The 23,324-nt window shown below is 40.3% G+C and carries 22 protein-coding genes and 2 tRNA genes; 10 read left to right on the top strand and 14 right to left on the bottom strand.

Features of this window, described 5'->3' with window-relative positions; translation table 11 throughout:
• Window position 1: 1 nt before the first annotated feature.
• Complete coding sequence (locus IC612_RS10080; protein ID WP_407676048.1) at window positions 2-145, bottom strand: low molecular weight phosphatase family protein; 144 nt, start codon at window positions 143-145, stop codon at window positions 2-4.
• A 663-nt stretch (window positions 146-808) separates the two neighbouring features.
• On the opposite strand from IC612_RS10080, the gene IC612_RS00525 reads away from it, so the two are divergent.
• Window positions 809-1,591 (top strand): alpha/beta fold hydrolase, encoded by a 783-nt coding sequence (locus IC612_RS00525; RefSeq protein ID WP_194738213.1) that lies wholly within the window; start codon window positions 809-811, stop codon window positions 1,589-1,591.
• A 4-nt stretch (window positions 1,592-1,595) separates the two neighbouring features.
• The gene (locus tag IC612_RS00520; RefSeq protein WP_228512812.1) at window positions 1,596-4,049 is read left to right on the top strand and encodes a response regulator; all 2,454 of its coding nucleotides are present in this window, start codon (window positions 1,596-1,598) and stop codon (window positions 4,047-4,049) included.
• 342 nt (window positions 4,050-4,391) lie between these two features.
• Here the strand turns inward: IC612_RS00520 and IC612_RS00515 are convergent, their stop codons facing one another.
• The 3 genes from IC612_RS00515 to dnaA are packed head-to-tail and all read right to left on the bottom strand — an operon-like array spanning window position 4,392 to window position 7,038.
• Window positions 4,392-5,093 (bottom strand): SAM-dependent methyltransferase, encoded by a 702-nt coding sequence (locus IC612_RS00515; protein ID WP_194738212.1) that lies wholly within the window; start codon window positions 5,091-5,093, stop codon window positions 4,392-4,394.
• Window position 5,094: 1 nt separating this feature from the next.
• Complete coding sequence (locus tag IC612_RS00510; protein ID WP_194738211.1) at window positions 5,095-5,532, bottom strand: low molecular weight protein-tyrosine-phosphatase; 438 nt, start codon at window positions 5,530-5,532, stop codon at window positions 5,095-5,097.
• Between the two features lie 57 nt (window positions 5,533-5,589).
• Complete coding sequence (gene dnaA, locus IC612_RS00505; RefSeq protein WP_194738210.1) at window positions 5,590-7,038, bottom strand: chromosomal replication initiator protein DnaA; 1,449 nt, start codon at window positions 7,036-7,038, stop codon at window positions 5,590-5,592.
• Window positions 7,039-7,186: 148 nt separating this feature from the next.
• Here dnaA and IC612_RS00500 point away from each other — a divergent pair, with 148 nt between their 5' ends.
• From IC612_RS00500 to IC612_RS00490, 3 genes are read left to right on the top strand one after another with little or no spacing between them, the layout of a single operon-like run.
• Complete coding sequence (locus IC612_RS00500; protein ID WP_194738209.1) at window positions 7,187-7,603, top strand: acyl-CoA thioesterase; 417 nt, start codon at window positions 7,187-7,189, stop codon at window positions 7,601-7,603.
• A gap of 14 nt (window positions 7,604-7,617) precedes the next feature.
• Entirely contained in the window at window positions 7,618-8,322 is a 705-nt protein-coding gene (pepE, locus tag IC612_RS00495; protein WP_194738208.1) for a dipeptidase PepE, read from the top strand.
• Window positions 8,323-8,365: 43 nt separating this feature from the next.
• Complete coding sequence (locus IC612_RS00490; protein ID WP_194738207.1) at window positions 8,366-8,659, top strand: hypothetical protein; 294 nt, start codon at window positions 8,366-8,368, stop codon at window positions 8,657-8,659.
• Between the two features lie 46 nt (window positions 8,660-8,705).
• Here the strand turns inward: IC612_RS00490 and lgt are convergent, their stop codons facing one another.
• Entirely contained in the window at window positions 8,706-9,554 is an 849-nt protein-coding gene (lgt, locus tag IC612_RS10040; protein ID WP_317173974.1) for a prolipoprotein diacylglyceryl transferase, read from the bottom strand.
• Between the two features lie 440 nt (window positions 9,555-9,994).
• Window positions 9,995-10,228, bottom strand: a complete 234-nt coding sequence (gene yidD, locus IC612_RS00480) for a membrane protein insertion efficiency factor YidD (protein WP_194738206.1) — start codon at window positions 10,226-10,228, stop codon at window positions 9,995-9,997.
• 82 nt (window positions 10,229-10,310) lie between these two features.
• Here yidD and IC612_RS00475 point away from each other — a divergent pair, with 82 nt between their 5' ends.
• A complete protein-coding gene (locus IC612_RS00475) occupies window positions 10,311-11,612 on the top strand; it encodes a replication-associated recombination protein A (RefSeq protein WP_194738205.1) in 1,302 nt (433 codons plus the stop codon).
• 24 nt (window positions 11,613-11,636) lie between these two features.
• Here IC612_RS00475 and IC612_RS00470 read toward each other — a convergent pair whose 3' ends face one another.
• Together IC612_RS00470 and IC612_RS00465 are read right to left on the bottom strand one after the other, a co-directional pair.
• Window positions 11,637-12,164, bottom strand: coding sequence for a hypothetical protein (locus tag IC612_RS00470; RefSeq protein WP_194738204.1), 528 nt, complete (start codon window positions 12,162-12,164; stop codon window positions 11,637-11,639).
• Between the two features lies 1 nt (window position 12,165).
• The gene (locus IC612_RS00465) at window positions 12,166-13,923 is read right to left on the bottom strand and encodes a discoidin domain-containing protein (RefSeq protein ID WP_194738203.1); all 1,758 of its coding nucleotides are present in this window, start codon (window positions 13,921-13,923) and stop codon (window positions 12,166-12,168) included.
• Window positions 13,924-14,103: 180 nt separating this feature from the next.
• Here IC612_RS00465 and fsa point away from each other — a divergent pair, with 180 nt between their 5' ends.
• Window positions 14,104-14,757, top strand: a complete 654-nt coding sequence (gene fsa, locus IC612_RS00460; protein ID WP_194738202.1) for a fructose-6-phosphate aldolase — start codon at window positions 14,104-14,106, stop codon at window positions 14,755-14,757.
• Between the two features lie 113 nt (window positions 14,758-14,870).
• Here the strand turns inward: fsa and IC612_RS00455 are convergent, their stop codons facing one another.
• From IC612_RS00455 to IC612_RS00445, 3 genes are all read right to left on the bottom strand, one after another.
• Window positions 14,871-15,566, bottom strand: coding sequence for a class I SAM-dependent methyltransferase (locus tag IC612_RS00455; protein WP_228512811.1), 696 nt, complete (start codon window positions 15,564-15,566; stop codon window positions 14,871-14,873).
• A 51-nt stretch (window positions 15,567-15,617) separates the two neighbouring features.
• Window positions 15,618-15,690 (bottom strand) — tRNA-Met (locus IC612_RS00450).
• Between the two features lie 56 nt (window positions 15,691-15,746).
• Window positions 15,747-15,819: transfer RNA gene (locus IC612_RS00445), tRNA-Met, on the bottom strand.
• A gap of 91 nt (window positions 15,820-15,910) precedes the next feature.
• Here IC612_RS00445 and IC612_RS00440 point away from each other — a divergent pair.
• Genes IC612_RS00440 through prmC form a run of 3 tightly spaced genes read left to right on the top strand, consistent with a single transcriptional unit; the run spans window position 15,911 to window position 18,118 of the window.
• Window positions 15,911-16,522: an L-threonylcarbamoyladenylate synthase gene (locus tag IC612_RS00440; RefSeq protein WP_194738200.1), complete on the top strand. Its 612-nt coding sequence runs from the start codon at window positions 15,911-15,913 to the stop codon at window positions 16,520-16,522.
• A gap of 32 nt (window positions 16,523-16,554) precedes the next feature.
• Window positions 16,555-17,316: a peroxide stress protein YaaA gene (gene yaaA, locus IC612_RS00435; protein WP_194738199.1), complete on the top strand. Its 762-nt coding sequence runs from the start codon at window positions 16,555-16,557 to the stop codon at window positions 17,314-17,316.
• 1 nt (window position 17,317) lies between these two features.
• A complete protein-coding gene (gene prmC, locus IC612_RS00430) occupies window positions 17,318-18,118 on the top strand; it encodes a peptide chain release factor N(5)-glutamine methyltransferase (protein WP_194738198.1) in 801 nt (266 codons plus the stop codon).
• Window positions 18,119-18,122: 4 nt separating this feature from the next.
• Here the strand turns inward: prmC and IC612_RS00425 are convergent, their stop codons facing one another.
• Genes IC612_RS00425 through IC612_RS00415 form a run of 3 tightly spaced genes read right to left on the bottom strand, consistent with a single transcriptional unit; the run spans window position 18,123 to window position 23,272 of the window.
• Window positions 18,123-18,776, bottom strand: coding sequence for a rhomboid family intramembrane serine protease (locus IC612_RS00425; RefSeq protein ID WP_194738197.1), 654 nt, complete (start codon window positions 18,774-18,776; stop codon window positions 18,123-18,125).
• Between the two features lie 11 nt (window positions 18,777-18,787).
• Complete coding sequence (locus IC612_RS00420; RefSeq protein ID WP_194738196.1) at window positions 18,788-21,364, bottom strand: DNA gyrase/topoisomerase IV subunit A; 2,577 nt, start codon at window positions 21,362-21,364, stop codon at window positions 18,788-18,790.
• Between the two features lie 27 nt (window positions 21,365-21,391).
• Window positions 21,392-23,272: a DNA topoisomerase IV subunit B gene (locus tag IC612_RS00415; protein WP_194738195.1), complete on the bottom strand. Its 1,881-nt coding sequence runs from the start codon at window positions 23,270-23,272 to the stop codon at window positions 21,392-21,394.
• Window positions 23,273-23,324 lie beyond the last annotated feature (52 nt).

The raw sequence follows: 23,324 nt of genomic DNA, 5'->3' as shown, positions 1-23,324 counted from the left end.
ACTACATGTTATTTACTGTATGGGACCAATGCTTAGCAGCGTCTTGCAGTAATTGCCAAACCCGCTCAAAATCTTCTCTGTTCCCGTAATAGGGATCTGGTACCGGTAGATTATCGGGGGAAATTAGTCGAACCTTTCGGCGCATTTGCTCCGAAGCGCTGGATTCGCCTAAAACAACAGTTGGCGGCGGATGGAGAATCAAATTCTGCAGACAATTTGGAATAGTTTACTGACTTAACTTTGCATAGAGCAGTTATAAAAAGACAGACCAGGCGGATCCTGGAAAGATTGAGATCCTTGCTTAGATGGGCTTTAAATATGGTTAATAAATCCGTATATTTATCGCACTGACTGGTATTCGTGCTTAAGGACATTACGTTGAAAATAATTCCTTAATATACTGAATATCAGTCTTTTAAACAAATTTATCATGAAATAATTACCTGATAATCAGGCGGTTGTATTTTTTGTCATGTACTAAAATATAGTTCACTATCTTTCTTCGAAATAGAAGGTAGATTATTTTACCCTTTTCTCATTATGAATTTTAGATTGAGCTAGAAGATAGCATTATTTTACTTAATATATAATCGGCTTTAGGCTAGGTGCTGTAATTGACATAATATCAATTTTAAATCTGGAGTTCTCCGGGTATCTAAATTATTAATCAATGAACATCTGGTGGAATTAGTATATTTACGCACCCTTTAATTTAAGGTATACTTTATACAAATTATTAAATTTTGTATGTTTGCAGGTTGTGTTCGGAAGCCCTTTTTTAAATGGTGGTATGATAAAATAATACCTAATGAATAAAAACAACGTTGTAGAAATAGGTAACTTAGGTGGACCTACTATTGTATTTGCTCATGGATTCGGGACAGATCAAAGCGCATGGGACGGCGTTAAACAAGCATTTCTGTCTGAATACAGGCTTATCCTTTTTGATAATGTCGGAAGTGGAAACTCTGATCCCCAGGCATATAGTCCAAATAAATACAATAATCTTAGCCCTTATGCTGAAGATCTTATTGCTATTTGCGAAACGTATAAAGTTAGAAATGCCATACTCATAGCACATTCTGTGAGTGGAATGATAGGTATACTTGCTACGCTAAAAAGACCAAATCTTTTCTCCAAATTAGTGCTGATAGGTGCTTCTCCAAGATATCTAAATGATTTTAATTATCAAGGTGGATTTGATCAGGAGGAGTTGAATCTAATATTTGAGACTATGTCAAATAATTATTTCGCTTGGGTAAGTGGTTTTTCTGTTGCTGCAATGGCTAACCCAGAAAATCCTGAATTGGCAGAAAATTTCGCATCAACACTTAAAGCGATTAGACCTGATATTGCACAATCTGTAGCGCGGGTTATATTTCAGTCAGATTACCGTAGAGAATTACGAAAATTGGATAAGCCCACATTAATTATACAGGCACAAGAAGACATTGCTGTGCCTTTGCGTGTTGCAGAGTATATGAACGATAATATTCCAAATAGCAAATTGAAAGTCGTAAATGCTTTTGGACATTTTCCACATATGAGTGCTCCAGAAGAAATCATTAAGGAGATTAAACTATTTATTTAATATTTTGAATAAGCTGAGCGATATAGATTGGAATTATGAAGCGGTTAGTTTTTTAACTGGCTTGTACCCAATTAAGAAGAAAACAGATTATAAGGAGGTTTTATGTGAATCTACGAATCTGCTTAAAATGCATTCGCAGGCTAGGGTAGTTTCATTTGTAAGAATTGAAGACAATATAACTGCACGTATAGTATATAGTACCTCAAAAGAACTTCTAAACAATTTGTTTGATGTTCAGCTAATTCTTGACTTTCTTGCGCAAGAGGATATTGTCTTGAATGTTGATTTTTTGAATCAAAAGGAACAATCTGAAGTCGTTGTTTTTTTACCATTACAGGAAAAGGGGCTTAGAGGGGGATTTCTGCTAACGGTGGAGCAGTCTCTTTCTTTAGACATATCGTATAAGAGTTTTTTAAATTCTTTGCACCAAGGGCTTAAAGATACGTGTTTCACTATTCAGAAACATTTAGTGATTGAAGAGTTCAGCACGCGTTTCAATACTATTCTTGAAACTATTCCTCAAGGAATTGTTTTTGTTGATGATGGTGGTGAGAATGGGTGGGTGAATAGAAAGGCTTCTGAAATTTTAGAAATCCCAAAAGGAAAAAACAGTCCTATTGCTATTGCTCAAGCAATGCAAAAACTAAAAAGTACTGCTGTAAACAAAGAAGAAATTAATCAGGGTGGGTTGCGATTATTTAGTTCCTCTGGTCAAAAAATTGACGATTGGAAGTGGATTTTTGGTGATCCAGTAAGTTTAGTGCTTAATGTCACTTGTGTTCCTGCTGTTTCTCAAAACGTAAAAGGACGTATGTGGGTGTTCACAGACTTCACATTTCAGTATTTGGCGCAAATCCAATTACAAGCGCTATCTGAAGAATTAGAACAAAAAAGAAAAATTTCCGATCTACAAAACAAAGCAAAATCAGAATTTTTAGCTAACATGAGTCATGAAATCCGTACTCCACTTAACGGTGTGATTGGGTTTGCAGATCTGTTGCTTAAAACAGAATTAAATGACACACAATATCAATACCTAAACTATATTAGAGATTCTGGAAATATACTTCTTAGTGTGATAAACGATATTCTTGATTTTTCTAAAATAGAATCAGGAAAATTGGAACTTTTTATCGATCGATATAACGTTTATGAAGTTATTAACCAGATTGTAAATATTATTCTTTATCAAGCGCAACATAAAAATTTAGAGTTGTTATTAAACGTAGAACAAGGTTTGCCTCAGGATATCTGGATTGATGAGGCGCGTTTAACGCAAGTGTTAGTAAATATGCTTGGAAATGCTGTTAAGTTCACTCCAGAAGGTGAGGTTGAGCTTTCTGTAAAGAAAATCCAAATGAATGAAGAAACCATTATTTTGCGTTTTTCTGTTCGCGATACGGGAATTGGTATTCCTTTGGAAAAGCAGCAACGAATCTTTAATGCTTTTACTCAAGAAGATAGTTCGGTAAGCAAAAAATACGGAGGAACAGGCTTAGGTCTAACCATATCTAATAATCTATTAAAATATATGGGTAGTAATCTAAAGCTTGAGAGTGAATTAGATAAAGGGTCTATTTTTTATTTTGATATTGAAGTACGATATGAGCAAAATTTGGTACAAGTAGAAGAAGAATTGAATGTTGGTCGGGTTTTAATTGTTGATGACAACCAGAACAATAGGACCATTCTTAAACATATGTTAGAGTATAAAAATATCACTTGTGTTACGGCAGCTAATGGTATAGAAGCTATTCAGCTTTTAATTAATGGAGAGTTTTTCGATACTATCTTAATGGATTACAATATGCCAATACTTTCAGGGCTTGAAACTATAGATAAGATGAAAGAGATTTTTAAACAGAATAATAGAACTGTGCCTCTTGTGGTATTACATACTTCCTCGGAAGAACATGATGTTAGATCAGCATTCAGAAAGAATGAAAATTCGCATTGTTTACTCAAGCCAATTAAATCTGATGAATTATATAGAATACTTGCTAAAACCTCTCAGAGCGTTAAAACTAAAAGAGAAGAAGATTTCTCGAACAGGGATCTGTTAATTTTTGAACAACCTATAAATATCTTATTGGCTGATGATAATCCGGTTAATAGGGCTTTGAATCACAAGATGCTAGAGATGTTAGTTCCTGGTGCGAGACTTCTGCAAGTGAGTGATGGAAAACAAGCTGTTGAAGCATGTGAAAAGGAGATATTCCAACTCATTTTAATGGACGTACAAATGCCTATTATGGATGGCTATGATGCTACGAGACATATCCGTTTATTGCCAGGATATCAATATATACCAATTATAGCGGTAAGTGCAGGAAATGTCTCTGGCGAAATGGAACGATGCGTTAGGGCGGGAATGAACGATTTTTTGTCCAAACCATTTACATCAAAGGATATGTTAAAGGTTCTTCAGGCTAATATTGGCCTTGGCGGGGATGAATGATTGATTTAATCAAGATCGGTAGAAATATTACAGCGGAAGTTGTCAACTAAGTCAATTTCTCTCTTAGACTAAATGCGCTTTAAATTTAAGTTGATTTTTCAATGATGTATGTAATTTAATGATTTTCCAATTGAAAGAGAGTGCAGTAAGCACCATTACTAAATCGCTACCGATGGCATTTTCGGTTCTTGTAAACTGCTCTTTATAAGACACTTTGGGCTTAATTAATCTTTTTGACAAAAATAGTAATCCAAAGATGATGCTACATCCTAGTTAACATGTGTTAATTTTAAGTCTATTGGAGTAAAGAAACTACGGTTTGGAATTGTGAGTTGTGCGGGTTTAAGTCCTCCCTATTGCAAAGACTGCAGGTATTTTATGAAAATCCACTTTCTTTTTTCTCCATTCCTTTACTTTTAGAGTCTTAATAGATTCGCTCTTAGGATGGGTAAGATTGGCCGCTATACAAAGCGAGGTCTCAGGAGATAAAATCTTTACAAGATCTTCTATAAGTGCATTATTACGGTAGGGAGTTTCCATGAATATCTGCGTATATCCTGCTTTATTTACCACGGATTCCATCTGTAAAATCTGCGCCCGACGTTGGGACTTATCAATTGGTAAATATCCATGGAAAGTAAACTGCTGGCCAATAAAACCACTGGATATTAATGTAAGTAGTATAGAAGAGGGTCCCGTGAGGGGAAGCACTTTGATTTGATGCTGGTGTGCCCATCGCACAATGATGTGCCCCGGATCGGCAATGCAGGGCATTCCTGCTTCAGAAAGAACACCAAAGTCCACACCACTCTTAAGCAAGTCCTGAGCATCGGAAAGTTCAGAAACTACTGTATCTTTATCGAGCAGATAAAGCTTAAGTTCTGCTTGTACTTTCTCAGGACATAAAAATTTAATTATACGCCGGGCCGTTTTCTCATTCTCCACAAAATAATGATCAATTGAGCGGATATAGTCCCTAATTACAGGCGCAATTTCGTCCACGTTGGCTTCAGGGCTAAGATATGCGGGAATGAGTACTAACATACTACATGTTATTTAGTGTATGGGACCAATGCTTAGCAGCGTCTTGCAGTAATTGCCAAACCCGCTCAAAATCTTCTCTGTTCCCGTAATAGGGATCTGGTACCGGTAGATTATCGGGGGAAATGAGTCGAACCTTTCGGCGCATTTGCTCCGAAGCGCAAAGCGAATGCACATCCGCAAGATTGCTGTGGTCCATACATAAGATTAGATCGAAGTTTTCCAAATCTTCTGTCGTTAGCATCTTAGCTCTATGGGGTTGCAGATCCAGCCCATTGTCCTGTGCGATAGCAACCGAGCGACGATCCGCACTTCGACCTTGATGTATTCCAATGGTCCCTCTGCTTTCCACATGAAAATCCGAGCCAAGAGATTCCTTCATGATAAGTTCTGCCAATGGGCTTCTGCAAATATTGCCAAGACAAACCGTTAAAATTTTCATTTGGAAGAAGATAAGCTATAAGTGAGACGCAGCCGTAGATGCGTTAGGCAAGTAAAATTACTGCTTAATACGGTCCGAAAGGTCCTTAACGTACTTTTTAATTTCTTTGTCAATCTTAGAGACATCCTTTATTGTCTCGCACGCATACATCACGGTAGAATGGTCTTTACCACCCATTTCCTCACCTATTTTTGCAAAAGTGGCATTGGTGAGTTCCTTTGAGAAGTACATAGCCAATTGGCGCGGTAAGGCAATATCTCTCTTACGTGATCTAGACAACAACTGATCACGATCGATTCCAAAATATTCGCATACAACTTCTTGGATGTAGGGTATATTGATTACTTTCTTTTGTGTGGAGGCAATCTTATTGATTGTATCCTTGAGCAATTCCAAGCTAAGATCCGACTTGTATACTGTAGAATATGCAATCACAGAATTAATCACACCGATTAGTTCACGCACATTGGATTTAACCTCTCCAGCAAGATAATCTACCATGTCTTCGGTTAAGACAATACCGTCCCTGCTAAGCTTATCCACGATAATCTTTCTTCGGGTTAGGAAATCGGGTGATTTTACCTCGGCGGACAGACCCCACTTAAATCGAGAGACTATCCTTTCCTGGATATCTTGGATATCGACAGGAGCCTTATCAGAAGTCAAAACAATCTGCTTACCGTTTTGGTGCAAATAATCGAAAATATGGAAGAAGCTGTCTTGGGTAGCGGCTTTACCAGATAAAAACTGAATATCGTCGATAATCAGTACATCCACCATTTGGTAGTAATTCTGAAAATCGGTCTTATTTTGGGCTTTTGCTGCAGATACAAACTGCTGAATAAATTTTTCCGAGGAAAGATACAATACCACCTTATCGGAGAAATTATTCTTTACTTCCAGGCCGATTGCATGCGCAAGATGGGTTTTTCCTACACCCACACCACCATGGATAAATAAAGGATTGAATGCAGTCGCACCTGGCCTTTTAGCAATAGAGCGCGCCACAGTGGAAGCAAATTTATTACTCTCCCCTTCTATAAAATTGTCAAAAGATAGATGGGCAAGCAGATTAGACTCAATATGAACCTTCTTTATGCCTGGCGCTACTAATGGATTTACTAAATTCTTAGTCCTTGGTAAGGCTTCCTGGACTTTCGGAGGTGGTGTGGAATTGCCTTTCACATTCTGCACAATGGGTTTTTCCTTACCCAAAGGCCGATTTTCCATAACCGAATACCAAAGTTTAATTCCTTTTCCAAAGTTTTTTCTCAAGGCAGCGGAAAGAAGGGATAGATAATTATCTTCGATATATTCCTTGTAGAAATCACTAGGAACAAGTAGAGTTAAGTTTTGGTTTACCAAGGATAACGGAGTAACCTTGTCAAATAACAGATCAAAGGATTTTTCTAGCTTCTTTAGATCGTTGCTATCCTCTGCCGCATTTAGGTTGTCCCGCATAAACTGCAGACACTTTTCCCACACCAATGATAACTCTTGATCCATAAATTACACGTAAAATCGAAATGAAAATATATATTTGACTACCTGAGAAGTAGAGAAACAAAGATGACAAAAATTATTCTCAAAAAAAAATAAAACGGAACTTGATTATTAATAAATATATTTGTATGTTCAATCAAACAACACCCCAATGATCGAAACAACACACTCATTACGAGTACGTTACGCAGAGACCGACCCTATGAAGTACGTCTATTATGGAAACTATGCTCAGTATCTGGAGGTTGCGCGTGTTGAACTAATGCGCACCATAGGTTTGTCCTATGAAGAGATTGAAAAGAGGGGAATTTGGATGCCAGTTTCACAGTACGAGATAAAGTATTTGAAACCTGCAAAATACGATGAGATTTTAAACATAATAACTCGTGTAGAAAAATTTCCCGGAGTGCGAATTGTTTTTGACTACGAAATTTATAATCCTTCTAAAGAGTTAATTACCACTGCTAAGGTAACACTCTATTTTCTATGTGCAGAAACGCAGAAAATAGTACGATGCCCTGACTTTCTAGCTTCCTTACTAAAACCTTATTGGAGCACGACCACCTAAATTTATACTTACTAATGAACGAAAACTTTCTTCTTGCTTCCACTTCCAGCCTTTACGGCGGTCAGTACCTGGAGTATTTAACACCTCACCTACAGGAACTATTCAGTGGGATCCGCACCCTATTATTCATTCCCTATGCTAGGCCTTCAGGGATTTCGCACGAAAGTTATACCGAAAAAGCATCTGCCTACTTTAAAATCCTCGGGATTGAAGTAGTAGGCTTACATAAATTTTCAAATCCCCAAAAGGCTATTGAAGAAGCGCAGGCCTATTTTACAGGAGGAGGAAACACCTTTTTGTTAACCAAAATGCTCCACGAGCACAGTCTTATGGAACTGCTTGCTACCCAAGTAAAAACAGGCAAGCCTTATTTGGGAACGAGTGCGGGAAGTAATATTGGTGGTTTAAGCATCAAGACAACCAATGATATGCCAATAGTCTATCCACCAAGTTTTGATGCGATGGGTCTGATTCCTTACAATTTAAATCCTCATTATTTGGATCCTGACCCTACACTAAAGCACAACGGTGAGACACGCGAAACCCGCATAATGGAATACTTAACGCAAAACAACATTCCTGTTCTTGGACTTCGCGAAGGAAACTGGATACGCAAAAAGAACCAAAAACTACTGATAGAAGGTTCCTGTTCTACCCGAATCTTTGAACCTGGGAAAGTTCCCTACGAAGTAGAGGCCCCTTATCCTCTAAACTTCTAAAACAGCACGGCATCAACTTTGCAGCGTTGCTGAAAAGTGAATTATGAGATTTATTAAAATACTTACAGTCCCAGTTATGATGTTGCTTGCAGGTTGTGCCGCCCAACAGTCCTATCCCACTGCTACCGTAGTGAAAAACTGCAGTGGCACGTATCTGACAATTAAAGGAGAAGACTATAAAGTCTGTAACAGAGATATGCTTGAAAATTACACAGAAGGAAGTACAATAAATGTAGTCTATAAAGATTTGGATAAATGTACCCCACCAAAGGACGAGTACGTTTGTTTGCTCTACCACCCCCATAAGGGAGCGATTCAGATTCTTGAAGTGAAATAAATTAGATAAAAAAAGGGCCTTAATTGTGGCCCTTTGCATTTTGTAGTTATTCCGGCTTGGAATTCTCTTCTGGCGAAATCTTCCGATTTTTGGATGTAACCATGATAATAACCCCGGCTACTATAAATGGCAAGGACAGAACCTGACCTGTATTGAGTCCGAGAAATCCTATAAATTCTTCTCCCTGAGGTTCCTTTAAAAATTCTACTAACAAACGAATAGACCAAAGTACAATAAAAAACAGGCCGAACAGCCACCCTTGCTGATACTTTTTGTTGGTATATCTATATAAGAACCATAGAGCTATAAATAGCAAGAAATACCCTCCTGCTTCGAGTAGTTGTGTGGGATATCGTGGGACCGTTAACCCGTATTCGCTACTCATCTGCGGAAAAAGGACTGCTAAAGGTGAGTCTTGGTGTACGGGTTTACCAATAATCTCCGAATTGAAAAAATTCCCTATTCGTACGAATGCGCCTCCCAAAGCCACCACAATACCTATACGGTCGTATACCCAAAAAGGATTCTTGCCAATGATTTTGTAGGCGTAATAAAGCGTAGTAAAAATCAGTGCGATTGCGGCACCGTGACTTGCCAAACCTGAAAAGCCGGTGAATTTAAATTCGGGCTGCGTCTGGATCGGTAGAAAAACCGAAAGAAAGTCCTGCTTGAATAATTCCGGCTGATAAAAAATCACATGGCCTAGTCTTGCGCCTAGTATTGTACCCAACAGGGTCCATGTAAACAATGGTTCGAGGTATTTTTGATGGACCCTATCGCGCTGAAAGATCTTGGACATAAGGAAATAACCTAGACCAAAAGCTAGAATGAACATTAGACTATAGTAATGTAGTGTGATAGGACCAAGGTTAATGCCAGTGGAAGGATCCCAAATAGTAAAGGGCGTACGTAGTTCAGCAGTCTTATCAGGAGTTATAACCTCCGCAGGACCGCTAGGGTGGTACAGGTATTTAACAGTTTGCGGAGCACTTGCATTTGCTGCAGGCAGCACTTGCATACGATCATCTAACAGTTGGTACCCGTTACTGGTATAGGTCGTGAATACCTCGCCTGGTGCATAAGCCTTCACGACATCGTTCAGAATCACCAATACCGAATTGGAATGTTCTTTTTGTGCAAAATCAATAAAAGCAGGTATATCCGTAGTGGAAAAAATCTGAACTGGAAGTTCTTTGCTATCCACAACCATTCGTCCTGTTGAAAGACCTGAAGGATACAATTGGGCTTTGACAACGACTATTGACAGTAGTAAAATGAGAAATGCCGTTTTTCTAATAATATTATTCATAGTAAATTTTTTTGCTTAAGTATCTATTAAGGTACCGGGTCGTAGCCCTCTCCTCCCCACGGATGGCACCTACTTATCCTCTTTAATCCAAGATAGGTCCCTTTTAGGGGTCCGTATTTTTTCAGTGCTTCCAACATATAAGTGGAGCACGTGGGGTGGTACCGGCAGTTCTTACCAAGTAATGGAGATAGAAACAACTGGTAAGCGCGCACCAGGAAAACCAGAGGCAAAATTGTGATTCGCTGAAATTTCGAGTTCATACCAGTACAAAAATAACTTAAAATATTTCACCTTGCACATCCCTTTGTAGATTTATTAACTTTGAGAAATAAAGTAGAGAGTATGCACAGTCAAATTCCGCTCGCAGAGAAAATGCGACCCACCACACTTGATCAGGTACTTGGCCAGCAACATCTTACAGGTAATCAAGGTACGATTGCCCGTATGTTGAAAAGTGGCCATCTGCAGTCGATGATTTTCTGGGGACCCCCTGGTACAGGAAAAACCACCTTGGCAGAAATAATTTCGAGCCAGTCGGGACGGGATTTCTATAAACTATCAGCAGTGAGTAGTGGAGTCAAGGAAGTACGTGAAGTGATTGAAAAGGCAAAAAATCAGCATCTTTTTTCTGGGAAAGCTCCTGTATTGTTCATTGATGAAATTCATCGTTTTAATAAATCCCAGCAGGACTCCCTTCTTCATGCAGTGGAAAAAGGATGGATTGTCCTGGTGGGCGCTACCACGGAAAATCCTAGTTTTGAGGTGGTGTCGGCATTACTGTCACGTTCACAGGTATATGTTCTTAAACCTTTAGAGAACGAGCATTTAGATCAGTTAGCCCATCAGGCCACCAAGCGTTTTAACGAACTGCACCATAGCCAGTTCGCTATTGAGGATACTGCTGTCTTTAAACATTACAGTGCCGGCGATGCACGTAAACTGATTAATGCCGTGGACCTTGTCCTAGGCCAATACCTATCCACGGACACCACTTTAATAACCTCGGAGATGGCCAAGGAAACGCTGCAGGAAAATATTGTACTCTACGACAAGAATGGAGAGCAGCACTACGACATTATTTCAGCATTTATAAAATCCATCCGTGGATCTGACCCCAACGCAGCGGTATATTGGCTAGCACGAATGATTGAGGCGGGTGAGGATTTGAAATTCATTGCACGTAGGCTATTGATTTTAGCCAGTGAGGATATAGGTCTAGCTAATCCGCAGGCACTGACCATGGCAAATTCCTGCTTTCAAGCAGTGAGCGTCATTGGATATCCTGAGTCTAGAATAATCTTAAGTCAGACCGCAGTATACTTAGCAGTATCGGCAAAAAGCAACAGTACCTATACAGCGATTAATGCGGCTGTCGAGGAAGTACGACGATCGGGAAATCTCCCGGTACCTCTGCATCTTAGAAATTCGCCGACACAGTTGATGAAATCTCTGGACTATGGAAAAAATTACAAGTATGCACATTCCTATCAAGGAAACTTCACGCAGCAACAGTTTCTGCCAGATCAATTAGATGGAACGGTATACTACCATCCTGGTCATAATACTACAGAAGAGAAAATACGACAACAGTTAAATACCAAATGGCAGGGCTCGTACAATTATGAAAGAAGGAAAGAACATTAGACCAGACTACATTCCTAGTAACAGTCACGGTAAAGTAGTAGAGGTCTGCTCTAAATAACTGTCCTTACGGGGCATTATAATGGAGCGGTAATTGTTCGCATTATTTTCTGTTAGTACAATAAGCTGTGGTTCCAGACTTTTCTTCTGCGTTTTTAGCAGGGCTATGGATTTTGCAAAAACTCTGACTTGTGAATCGGAAATGACTACTCCATCCACTTCCACAGGATTGTCCTTTGCAATGCCGTTCATTTGATTGAGTTGCTGCAAGGTAAATGAGGGCTCCGCTTCTAACGGCTTTGTAGTTTGAATAGAGATGATACCTCGAGAAAGAAACGAACCGAAAGCTTTCATGTCTTCAGGCAATTTTTTATTGTACACATGCATACTTTCTATTAATGCATTTTGAAGGGATTTATAAAAACCAAATCCACAAATGGTGTTATTTACCAGCACCAGAGGCTGTGAACCCGAACTTTGCATTCGTAAGTTTTTAATTTGTCCCGTGCAGCACAGGCCGATACAGAGAAGAAATAATGTTAAGGTGGCTTTCATGTTACTCTGATTTATATATTTGTGAACGCTCGGAAATTCCATTAGCATTGAATGCCTCTATTTGAAAATAGTATGTATCCGTACGGTCGGCTCCAGTAAAGAAATACTCATTTTTACCATAAACCATTATACTTCCATAGAGCTTGTCAGGATCTTTTCCAAAATAAATCACGTATCCGTCTGCAAGAGAATTCTGTTGCCACTTCATCCAAATACTGCGCCGTTCTCCATGTTTTTTAGGATCTGCTCGTAAGGGTACAAAATTTTCCACGGGAGCAGGCACGGGTCCGGATCCCTTTCCGAACGCCCTAAGACCACTTAGAGCAAACTTTCCGGTTGGCATTTTATTATTTTCCATCTTGAGAAAACGCGCTTTCACCGGTTTCTCTAATTCAATATAGTCGTGCGGAACATCCGTAGTATTTTTACTCTTATCAACCACTGTTGACCACTTCTTACCATCTAGTGAACCATAAATTTTATACTGGTGCGCTTTTCCAAGGGTTTTTCCCATGAACTCAACATCCTGGTCAGCATAATTCACTTGAATCGCATACACAGTAGAGGTAGTACCCAAGTCAGTCTGAAACCACTCTCCCTTGCCGGAGGTTTGGGCACTCCAGTATGTTTTTATATCCTCATCCACTCCGTAATTGGCATGGTAGCCTCCCAGGGTGGAGGACACTTGAACAGGCTTGTTATAATTCAACAGCATCCATCCAGTGAACAGTCCTTTTGTGAAGTCCTGACCTTGAGCGTATTCTGGAGTGTACGTGGGATAATCTCCATACGCCGTAATACTGTACATTACATCATCCTTATCAAATCCTGCAGGCCATATTCCTAACCGCCTTTCAAAATTATTTTTAGTGGAGATAAAAATGGTTGATACGTGCCAGTAATTATCATATTTATCCTGAAAAGTAGATCCATGCCCCGCACCCCTTGCAAATCCGCCTGGTTTGTAGGAAAATGGGTTGTGCTTTTGGTACTGGTATCCTTCCAGTGGATTGCTTGACACATACACTCCATCTGCATAGCCACTAAATTCAGTAGCGGGAGCACCATACTGCATATAGTACTTTCCGTTATGCTTTGTTACCCATGCGCCCTCTACAAATGGTTGCAGAAATACATTATCGTTGTATTCACCAAAGCGTTCCCACCCATGGTCTTCAGGTTTTAGTCGTAGAATGGGTTTCACATAGCCTTCACTCTGCATCGTCTTGGTATTAATTTCTGTTCCTAATAAAGGCCATTCGTTACTAGAACCCCAATAAAGAAATAACTTCTTGGTGTCCTGATCGTAGTGAAATGCAGGATCCCAAGCACCCACTTTAAGTGTATCCACTGCAATTTCCCATTCGTCTTTGGTGGGATTCTTACTTTTCCATATAGGAAAATCCGATTCCCAGGTAGAACCGTACACATAAAGAGCATCGTCCATAACCCAGGCTGCTGGAGCATTTAAATCGTGTATATATTTGTCATCCCTCAAGAACTTACGGTAAACGAATTTCCAATTCAGCATGTCCTCGCTGTGCCAATACCCCTCCTGATTAGTAGAAAAGAGAAAGAGACGGTCCTTGAAGTTCACAATGACTGGATCTGCAGTGGCCCTATGCTTTCCTTGTTTGGAAAAAACTTCAAAGGGAGTATACCCGTAATCTATATTGATGGGATTACAATAGGTTTCTTGTTGTGCAAAGACAACTGCTGTTGACACGCATAGCAATGAGAGAGATAAAAAGGATTTCATGCGTAAGAAAAAATAAACTTCCTATCAAATATAGCGATTTTCTGCGAGAGGTCCGCATACATTATACCATTCGAACCTTGTGCGGGTTATTCTTTAAATAAGCTTTCTTGGCTAAAACTTTACTACCTTCTGCCAGACGATTTTCATATCTTTGTCGGAAAGCAAAAACCCACTTTTACAATGAAATTTTTTATCGACACTGCTAATTTAGAGCAAATCAAAGAAGCACAGGATCTTGGTATCCTGGATGGAGTAACTACCAATCCCAGCCTTATGGCTAAGGAGGGAATTAGCGGCAATGAGGCTATCAATGCACACTACAGTGCTATTTGCGAGATCGTTGATGGAGACATCTCAGCCGAAGTCCTATCTACTACCTACGAGGAAATGATCAAAGAGGGAGAAGAACTTGCGGCGATTCATCCTAATATTGTTGTGAAAATTCCAATGATAAAAGACGGAATCAAAGCCCTTAAATATTTTACCGATAAAGGAATAAAAACCAACTGCACCCTAATTTTTTCCGCTGGTCAAGCCTTGTTAGCAGCAAAAGCCGGGGCTACCTACGTTTCTCCATTTCTAGGAAGACTGGACGATATATCTGTCGACGGTCTGAACCTTATTAATGAAATCCGTACTATTTTTGACAACTACGGTTACCCTACACAAATTCTTGCAGCGTCGATTCGCCACTCCATGCATATAATTGATTGTGCTAAACTTGGCGCCGATGTAATTACATCTCCTTTGGCTCCAATCTTAAGTTTATTGAATCACCCTTTAACAGACAAAGGACTCGCTCAGTTTATAGAAGATTCTAAGAAAATGAAATAAAAAGAAAAAGAACTTTAAAAAGAGCATCGGTTTAGAACCGATGCTTTTTTTTAAAGTATCTTCTGATATAAATTATATATTTTATTCATTTATAAGTACTTATAAATTATATCCTATAAAGCACTTAAAGTTAATTTTGCGAGATATTGATGGTTACTATCTTTAGCTAATTGCTCCGACTCAAACCCTTTACTGCGGGCTATTTTTTGCATGGTACTGTAATCTATATAGAGCCATTTGAACCAAGCACTCCTTAAAGAACCGTACTGGTAACTACACTCCACTTCACCATAATAATAATTGGAAGGAAGGATGAACTCTTCGTACATATACTTAATATCACACGAATCGAAAATAATCTGCCCGCCTGTCTTTAGAAGCTCTTTGGCTTTTTCTAAGAAAACCCCAAACCCCTGTAAATCGCTGCACAAGCCTATGCCGTTCATTAGCAGTAGCAGTGTGTCGTACTTCCTACCTGAAAATGAAAAAAAATCTGCACATACTACTTCCCTCACTCCTCTATCTCTCATTACCTTGCAGCCACTTTCTGAGATCTCCAAGGCACACACGTCCAATCCTCTTTCCTGCAGCTCAAGGGCATGTGAACCCGCTCCAGCACCAATATCTAAAACAGACCCTTTACTACTACGCACTGCCAACTGCTCCAGCTCGGGCATTTGTGCAAAACTTCTAAAATACAAAGACACCGGCATAAGAACTTTGGGCCCAAACCTATCGTGCACATAAAGTCTGCTTGAACGATTTTGCTCATAATAATCTTTTATTGCTAAACCCGGTAAATCAATCATGACCATAAATTAAAACAGAGAACCACTTTGTGATTCTCTGTATTTTCTTAGTAGCGGGGACACGACTCGAACGTGCGACCTCCGGGTTATGAGCCCGACGAGCTACCTACTGCTCTACCCCGCGGTGTTTGGTAATAAAAATTTCCATCACATCCGCAAATGAAAACTTCGTAGAATTAGTAGCGGGGACACGACTCGAACGTGCGACCTCCGGGTTATGAGCCCGACGAGCTACCTACTGCTCTACCCCGCGATATTGGATTGCAAATATACACAATTTCTTTCATTTTGCAAATAATGTGAAGCTTTATTGGGCTCAGAAGAGAATTTAGTAACTTTGCTTAATGGCACGCATAATTAGAATACATCCTGAAAATCCACAGCAAAACGCTATAGACGAGGTGGTAAAAGTCTTAAGAGACGGAGGTCTTATAATCTATCCCTCGGATACTGTGTACGCTCTTGGATGCGATATAAATAATATCCGTGCCATGGAACGTTTGGCTCAAGTCAAGAAGGTAAAACTCGAAAAGGCGCAATTCTCTATTATATGCAATGACCTGAGTCACTTATCCGCGTATACTAAACCGATCGACACAAGCATCTTTAGAATTCTTAAGAATAATATCCCCGGCCCGTTCACTTTCATCTTGGAAGCAAACAAAAATCTTCCTCTAGCCTATAAAGGGAAAAAGACGATTGGCATACGCGTTCCGGAGCATAACATTCCTCAGCTAATTGTGGAAAAGTTAGGCCATCCAATCGCTTCCACTTCAATCAAAGACGACGATGAAGTTTTGGAATACACCACAGATCCTGAGTTGATAGCCGAAAAATACGAGAATCTGGTAGATGTCGTAATTGATTCGGGATTTGGAGACAACACCGCCTCCACTGTGGTCGATCTAACCTCAGGTGAACCTGAGATCATCCGTGAAGGTAAAGGGCAGTTATAATTATACTACAACCATAGTACAAAATACCGTAAATGAAGATAGTTACTTCTCCGGCAAAACTAATGAAGACCGGCCACAAAGTGGAATCTCCTTTAAGATCTTCCACTCCCCTTTTTATTGAGCAGGCAACCGCTCTTCATGAAGTTATAAAAACAAAGACTCCTCAGTACCTAAAAAAACTGATGGAGATTTCCGATAAACTGGCTGATGAAAATTGGGAACGTTTTCAAAACTGGGTACCCCATCCCAAAACATCTGAAAGCGCCCAGGCCATTTTTGCATTTCAGGGAGAAGTATACAGAGGCCTTGATGCTTCAAGTCTGGGCGAGGCGGAACTACAGTACTTACAAAAGAATTACCGAATTCTTTCAGGTCTTTACGGATTGTTACGTCCCTCGGACCGTATTATGCTTTACCGCTTGGAAATGGGCCGGAAATTTGCAATAGAAGGTCATTCAGACCTATACTCTTTCTGGAAAGAAATCCTTACTGAGCGACTATCCAAAGAACTGAAAAAAGGAGAAATTATTTTAAATCTAGCAAGTGCTGAATATGCAAGGGCACTCGATTTCAAACAACTTACTAATCAGGTGCTGGATGTAGAATTCTTGGAATTAAAATCAGGCAAACCCAAAAACATCGTAGTCTATACCAAACACGCACGGGGATTAATGGTCCGTTACTGCGCAATACATCAAGTTACCAAAAAGGAACAGCTCTTTGGGTTTAATCTGGAGGGTTACCGGTACGAGGAGTCTTTATCAACCGATCAAAAAATCACTTTCACTCGCTAATATGGATGCATTTTCGCTACAGTTGGAATTTGATCGTAGGCTTCAACATCTCTATTCACAATCCGAAATAAGGTTTCTCTACCAACAGATCAGCGGCCATTTTACTCGAGAGAGCGAAATTAGGAATGCTTTATTAAGGCTGGAGCAATCAGAACCATACCAATATATTATAGGTGAGAGTACCTTTTATGGAAAAGATTTCGTGGTTACTCCCTCCGTTCTAATACCACGACCTGAAACCGAAGAACTTGTGGAACTAGCCCTACAGAGGATAGCACTAGAAAAAGATTTCAAAGAACACCTTACCATAGTAGATATCGGGACCGGCTCAGGAGTTATACCAATAATTCTCAAGATACATCAGCCGCACGCAGTGGTATGGGGAATAGACGTATCCCCAGAAGCGATTGAGATAGCGAAGAGTAACGCGCAGCGCCACTTGCAGAAAATCGAATTTGTTTGCATGGACTACCTTCGTAGTAGTTTTCCTGTACAAAACGTAGACGTTTTAATCTCCAATCCACCCTACATCTCAGAAGAAGAACTCCAAAACATTGAGCGCAATGTGCTTGGTTTTGAACCCTACAATGCTCTTTTTGCCCCGGGACCTGATCCACTGGTTTTCTATAGGAAGTTGGCTAAAGATGCACAATCCCACCTTCGTAGCGGTGGGCTAGTTCTAGTGGAAATAAACCAGAAATTAGGTAATGAGACCTTGGACTTATTTAATAAGGTATGTACCCGCACTGAACTAATTCAGGACCTTTCCGGCAACGACCGTTTCGTGGTGGGTATAAAGTAGGTAGCTAAATCTTTTTTCGCACGAAGATTTGGTACGATAAATACAGTAGTGGCAGGGACATAATAAGTATATAGCGGGCATTCCCAAGGGCCAGTTCCGGCAGTACTGCAATGGCATAGACCAATCCAAAGAACGCTCCACCTAAATGCGCTGCATGTCCTATATTGTCGTGAGGGCGTGGATTAAGCATCATATATACCGAATACCCAAAGTAGAGTAAGCCGAAAATATATCCTGGAATAGCAATGGGAATAAAGAAAAAGTAAATGCCTATCTGGGGATAGACAGCAATTGCACTAAAGAGAATCCCGGACACTCCTCCACTCGCACCGATCGCACTATACCAACCCTGGTGCTTATAGAGAAACAATGAGAAAAGGTTACCAAGCAGTATAGATCCTAAATACACCAGCAAGAACCCAATTACCCCAAAGGCTTCCAGGACAATGGGTCCGAAAAAATAGAGCGTCAGCATATTGAATGCCAAGTGCATGAAGTCTGCATGCAAAAATCCAGCGGACAGTAACCGAATATATTCCTTTCGGTGGATTATATCGCCTACATTAAACTTGTATTTTTCAAATACCGCTTGGTTATTCAAAGCGTAATAGCTAATAACACCGGTTAGTACTATAATGATTAATAAAATCTGATCCATAAATCGTTATGTTATTCTTCGAACAAATTACCAATAATGCCTTCATCAGGGAGATCACTATTTTCCGCTTCAGGCTCGGAAAGGATTTGCTCAGAACCACTCTCCACTAAAGATTCCTGGGGATAATGTAATTCTACGGACCTAATCTTATGCTTTGTGAGCTGGTTTCCTATGGCCTTTATTCCTTTTACTGCAATAAACTCATCTACTGCAATAATATCGTTATCCTTTTCTTTACCTTTTTCTTTGGAATATACCAACTCTGCTTGTACACCGTTACCCACAAAAACTGCTTCGATAAAGGACTTTGCATGCTGCGATGGCATAAAGCTCTGTGTTGAAAAATTATTTTCCAGAATAAATCGCTTGATATAATATATACCTTTCTCTCCGTCGAAATACACGCACCCCAGAGGTTGCTCAGGATGCCATTTCTCAAGAATAAGGTATTGATCGTCAAACCGGTTGGAAAGATCAAAATTCACCAGACGTGCCTCCCCTTGGTCGGTTACCGTTAAAATTTTATCGTCGCCTTTAAAAGTTCCAAGTAAAACGCCTCGCCCCTCCACATTAAGCCTCCGCACTTTTTCATCAAACCAGATTTTTCGTGGCGCCAGCGTGGAGACTCCCTCTTCCTTGAGTTCAACCTTCTTCACGGCATACTTAGTGACCAGGTTGCCTCGTGCGCTTCTTCCCTTTATTGCTAGCTCTGAAAAATCCACATCCATGCGACTTTTGCGTACGCGTGGGTTGGGTTTTAAAAGCACTGATACAATCTCAGCTTCGCCATTGGGATTGGCAGAAAAATAAAGTACACTGGAGCCTTTCATTTCTGAAGCCAATGCATAATCGGTATTTCTCGTCACGGCAGTGACTGCAAACCGCTTCATATAATAAGGTCCTTCCTTGCCTTCTCTGTATATCATGTTATATACGGTTCTCTGGTCTCCTTTTTTCCAGATGCCCACATGGAGAATATCCTTGCCTACAAAGGTCTTGCCTTCGACTTTGACTACTTTCATAGTTCCATCTCTGCGAAACACTATAATATCGTCAATATCGGAGCAATCGAACAGATACTCATCCTTGCGCAGGGACGTTCCTATAAAGCCCTCTTCCCTATTTACATAGAATTTCTCATTGGCTACAGCAACTTTAGTAGCATCGATGGTATCAAAAACGCGTAGCTCCGTACGGCGTATCTTATCCTTACCGTATTTTTTCTGGATCCGTGTATAGTACTCTATTGCGTAGGAAATTAAATTTTCAAGATGGAATTTGCACTGCGCAATCTTCTCTTCCAAAGATGCAATGGTTTCTTTGAATTTGTCCAAGTCAAATCTGGATATACGTTTGATACGAATCTCCGTAAGTTTTACTATATCTTCTTGTGTTACCGCACGAAGCAGATGGCCGGTATGTGGCTTTAGTCCAGTTTCAATGGTAGAGAGCACCTCATCCCACGACTTTACTTCCTCTATATCGTGGTAAATCCTATTCTCTATAAAAATACGTTCCAAGGAAGCAAAATGCCAGCTCTCCTGAAGTTCGTCTAGTTCAATTTCTAATTCTCTCTTTAATAGTCCGACCGTATGGTCGGTGTTCATCCTCAATATCTCCGAAACCGACAGAAACATGGGCTTATCTCCTACAATAACACAGGCGTTTGGAGAAATCGACACCTGGCAATCCGTAAATGCATACAACGCATCGATGGTTCTATCCGGGGAAACATCATTGTGCAAATGAATAAGTATCTCTACTTTCGAAGACGTATTATCTTCTATTTTTTTGATCTTTATTTTTCCCTTCTCGGTGGCTTTAACTATCGAATCTATCAAATCGCCGGTATTCTTTCCGTACGGAAGTTCAGTGATTGAAAGAGTGTTCTTCTCTTTATGAATTATCTTTGCTCGGGCACGAACTTTACCGCCACGCTCCCCGTCATTATATTCAGAGACATCCAGTAGCCCCCCGGTAAGGAAGTCAGGATAAAGTTCGAATTTCCTTCCTTTTAGGTGCGCAATGGAGGCCGCAATCAATTCGTTAAAATTATGCGGTAGAATCTTTGTAGACAAACCCACACCTATCCCTTCTACACCCTGCGCCAAAAGTAGCGGGAACTTTACGGGAAGATCCACGGGTTCATTATTACGACCGTCGTAGGACTTGACCCAATGTGTCGTTTTGGGGTTAAATACCACCTCGAGTGCAAATGGGGTCAGACGCGCTTCAATATAACGCGCTGCAGCTGCAGAATCCCCTGTAAAAATATTTCCCCAGTTTCCCTGCGTATCGATGAGAAGTTCTTTTTGACCAATTTGCACCATAGCATCCGTTATGGATGCATCACCATGGGGATGGTACTTCATGGTATTACCTACAATGTTTGCGACCTTGTTGTAGCGACCATCCTCCAGTTCACGCATGGAATGCATGATTCTACGTTGTACCGGCTTGAATCCGTCGAATACGGATGGAATAGCGCGATCAAGGATTACATAGGAAGCATAATCCAAAAACCAGTCCTTATACAGACCGGAGACTTTCTTTAAACTCTCACCCTCGTTATAATGTTCTTCAGACATGTTTTAAGTCCTCTTTGGTTCTAAAGGTTATAAGGTTTCTTCTAGTTGCTGTTTTTTGTCAATTTCAGGATCTTCAATCACCAAGTTGGAAAGAATGAAATTTTGCCTGTCCGGAGTGTTCTTTCCCATGTAGAATTCAAGAAGCTGCTCTATGGTCTGATCTTTACCTAACACGACGGGTTCCAACCTGATATCTTTTCCTATAAAGTGCTTAAATTCATCCGGTGAGATCTCTCCAAGTCCCTTAAACCTTGTGATCTCCGGATTTTTACCTAGTTCATTAAGTGCTTTTATTCGCTCTGCATCGCTGTAACAGTACCTAGTCTCCTTCTTATTCCGTACACGGAACAAGGGGGTTTGCAGTATATACAAATGGCCATTCTTTATGAGATCGGGGAAAAACTGGAGAAAGAAGGTAATCATCAACAATCGGATATGCATACCGTCCACGTCCGCATCGGTGGCAATAATCACTTGATTGTAACGCAAATCTTCCAATGAATCTTCAATATTGAGCGCAGCTTGGAGCAGGTTGAACTCCTCGTTCTCATAAACCACTCTTTTGGTAAGGCCATAAGAATTCAAAGGCTTTCCGCGAAGCGAAAAAACAGCCTGCGTTTCCACATCCCTTGATTTAGTAATGGATCCCGATGCGGAATCTCCCTCGGTGATGAAGATCTGTGACTCGCTTTTCCTAAGAGCCCTCTGGTCGTTATAGTGTTGCCTGCAATCCCTTAATTTTTTATTGTGCAGAGATACTTTCTTAGCTCTCTCACGAGCAAGTTTCTGAATACCGGATAGCTCCTTTCGCTCTCTTTCAGAGACAAGTATCTTGCGTTGAAGCGCCTCAGCAGTAGGAGTATTCTTATGCAAATAATTATCCAGCGCTTTCTTTAAGAATCCGATCATAAAAGCGCGTATAGTTTCCTTTCCCGGTTCCATATCACTGGAGCCTAGTTTTGTTTTAGTCTGGGATTCAAACACCGGCTCAATGACTTTAATAGAAACTGCGGCTATGATGGATTTGCGAATATCGGCTGCTTCGTAGTTTTTGTTAAGAAACTCACGTACGGTCTTTACATAGGCTTCTTTGAATGCATTGAGATGAGTACCGCCCTGAGTTGTGTTCTGACCGTTGACAAATGAAAAATAAGTCTCGGACTGACTTTTGTCGGAATGCGTGATGGCAATTTCAATATCTTCATCTTTAAGATGAATGATGGGATACAAAATTTCTTCTTCCAGTTCTTCTTGAAGCAGATCTTTCAGACCGTTCTCTGAATAGAATGTCTCTCCATTAAACAGAATCTTTAAACCAGGATTTAAGTATACATAATTACGGAGCATTCGCTCGATATACTCTTTGCGGAACTTGAAATGCGTAAAAATGGTCGCATCGGGGATAAAAGTAATCTCGGTACCATTGCGCTCTGAGGTTGAAGATTCTTGATGGTTCTGCGTTATAGTACCTTGTGAGAATTCGGCAATTTTCATCTGTCCGTCCCGAAAAGAACGTACACGGAAGTATTCGGAAAGTGCGTTCACTGCTTTGGTACCCACTCCATTCAATCCCACTGCCTTCTTAAAAGCCTTACTGTCGTACTTTGCTCCAGTGTTCATCTTGGATACCGCATCCACAACGCTACCAAGAGGTATTCCCCTTCCATAGTCTCTGATCTGCGCTCTGCCTTCGTCGATTTTAATCTCAATGCGTTTTCCAGACTTCATCACGAATTCATCGACTGAATTGTCAATGATCTCTTTCAAAAGGATATAAATGCCGTCGTCCGCCGAAGAACCGTCACCCAATTTACCAATGTACATTCCCGGACGCTGACGGATATGTTCCTGCCAATCCAGAGTCCGAATATTAGCCTCAGTATATTGCACTGTATTGTTATCGCTCATTAAAAACGTTGGATTTATCTAGTTTTGGAGTTTTGCAGTTATAAAGCCGCAT

It is taken from the genome of Planobacterium oryzisoli, from assembly GCF_015354315.1.
GTDB classification, from domain to species: domain Bacteria; phylum Bacteroidota; class Bacteroidia; order Flavobacteriales; family Weeksellaceae; genus Planobacterium_A; species Planobacterium_A oryzisoli.
The sequence above is the reverse complement of the archived record's forward strand: the minus strand, read 5'-3'. Positions and strand labels throughout refer to the sequence as shown.

Excerpts from the sequence above, each read along its gene's own strand:
- IC612_RS00470 (WP_194738204.1), bottom strand. The coding sequence starts at position 12,164 with ATGAAAGCCACCTTAACATTATTTCTTCTCTGTATCGGCCTGTGCTGC.
- yidD (WP_194738206.1), bottom strand. The coding sequence starts at position 10,228 with ATGAACTCGAAATTTCAGCGAATCACAATTTTGCCTCTGGTTTTCCTG.
- prmC (WP_194738198.1), top strand. The coding sequence starts at position 17,318 with ATGGATGCATTTTCGCTACAGTTGGAATTTGATCGTAGGCTTCAACAT.
- dnaA (WP_194738210.1), bottom strand. The coding sequence starts at position 7,038 with ATGGATCAAGAGTTATCATTGGTGTGGGAAAAGTGTCTGCAGTTTATG.
- IC612_RS10080 (WP_407676048.1), bottom strand. The coding sequence starts at position 145 with ATGCGCCGAAAGGTTCGACTAATTTCCCCCGATAATCTACCGGTACCA.
- IC612_RS00475 (WP_194738205.1), top strand. The coding sequence starts at position 10,311 with ATGCACAGTCAAATTCCGCTCGCAGAGAAAATGCGACCCACCACACTT.
- pepE (WP_194738208.1), top strand. The coding sequence starts at position 7,618 with ATGAACGAAAACTTTCTTCTTGCTTCCACTTCCAGCCTTTACGGCGGT.
- IC612_RS00490 (WP_194738207.1), top strand. The coding sequence starts at position 8,366 with ATGAGATTTATTAAAATACTTACAGTCCCAGTTATGATGTTGCTTGCA.
- IC612_RS00465 (WP_194738203.1), bottom strand. The coding sequence starts at position 13,923 with ATGAAATCCTTTTTATCTCTCTCATTGCTATGCGTGTCAACAGCAGTT.
- IC612_RS00415 (WP_194738195.1), bottom strand. The coding sequence starts at position 23,272 with ATGAGCGATAACAATACAGTGCAATATACTGAGGCTAATATTCGGACT.
- IC612_RS00500 (WP_194738209.1), top strand. The coding sequence starts at position 7,187 with ATGATCGAAACAACACACTCATTACGAGTACGTTACGCAGAGACCGAC.
- IC612_RS00515 (WP_194738212.1), bottom strand. The coding sequence starts at position 5,093 with ATGTTAGTACTCATTCCCGCATATCTTAGCCCTGAAGCCAACGTGGAC.
- IC612_RS00425 (WP_194738197.1), bottom strand. The coding sequence starts at position 18,776 with ATGGATCAGATTTTATTAATCATTATAGTACTAACCGGTGTTATTAGC.
- IC612_RS00440 (WP_194738200.1), top strand. The coding sequence starts at position 15,911 with ATGGCACGCATAATTAGAATACATCCTGAAAATCCACAGCAAAACGCT.
- IC612_RS00510 (WP_194738211.1), bottom strand. The coding sequence starts at position 5,532 with ATGAAAATTTTAACGGTTTGTCTTGGCAATATTTGCAGAAGCCCATTG.
- yaaA (WP_194738199.1), top strand. The coding sequence starts at position 16,555 with ATGAAGATAGTTACTTCTCCGGCAAAACTAATGAAGACCGGCCACAAA.
- IC612_RS00420 (WP_194738196.1), bottom strand. The coding sequence starts at position 21,364 with ATGTCTGAAGAACATTATAACGAGGGTGAGAGTTTAAAGAAAGTCTCC.
- fsa (WP_194738202.1), top strand. The coding sequence starts at position 14,104 with ATGAAATTTTTTATCGACACTGCTAATTTAGAGCAAATCAAAGAAGCA.
- IC612_RS00525 (WP_194738213.1), top strand. The coding sequence starts at position 809 with ATGAATAAAAACAACGTTGTAGAAATAGGTAACTTAGGTGGACCTACT.
- IC612_RS00455 (WP_228512811.1), bottom strand. The coding sequence starts at position 15,566 with ATGATTGATTTACCGGGTTTAGCAATAAAAGATTATTATGAGCAAAAT.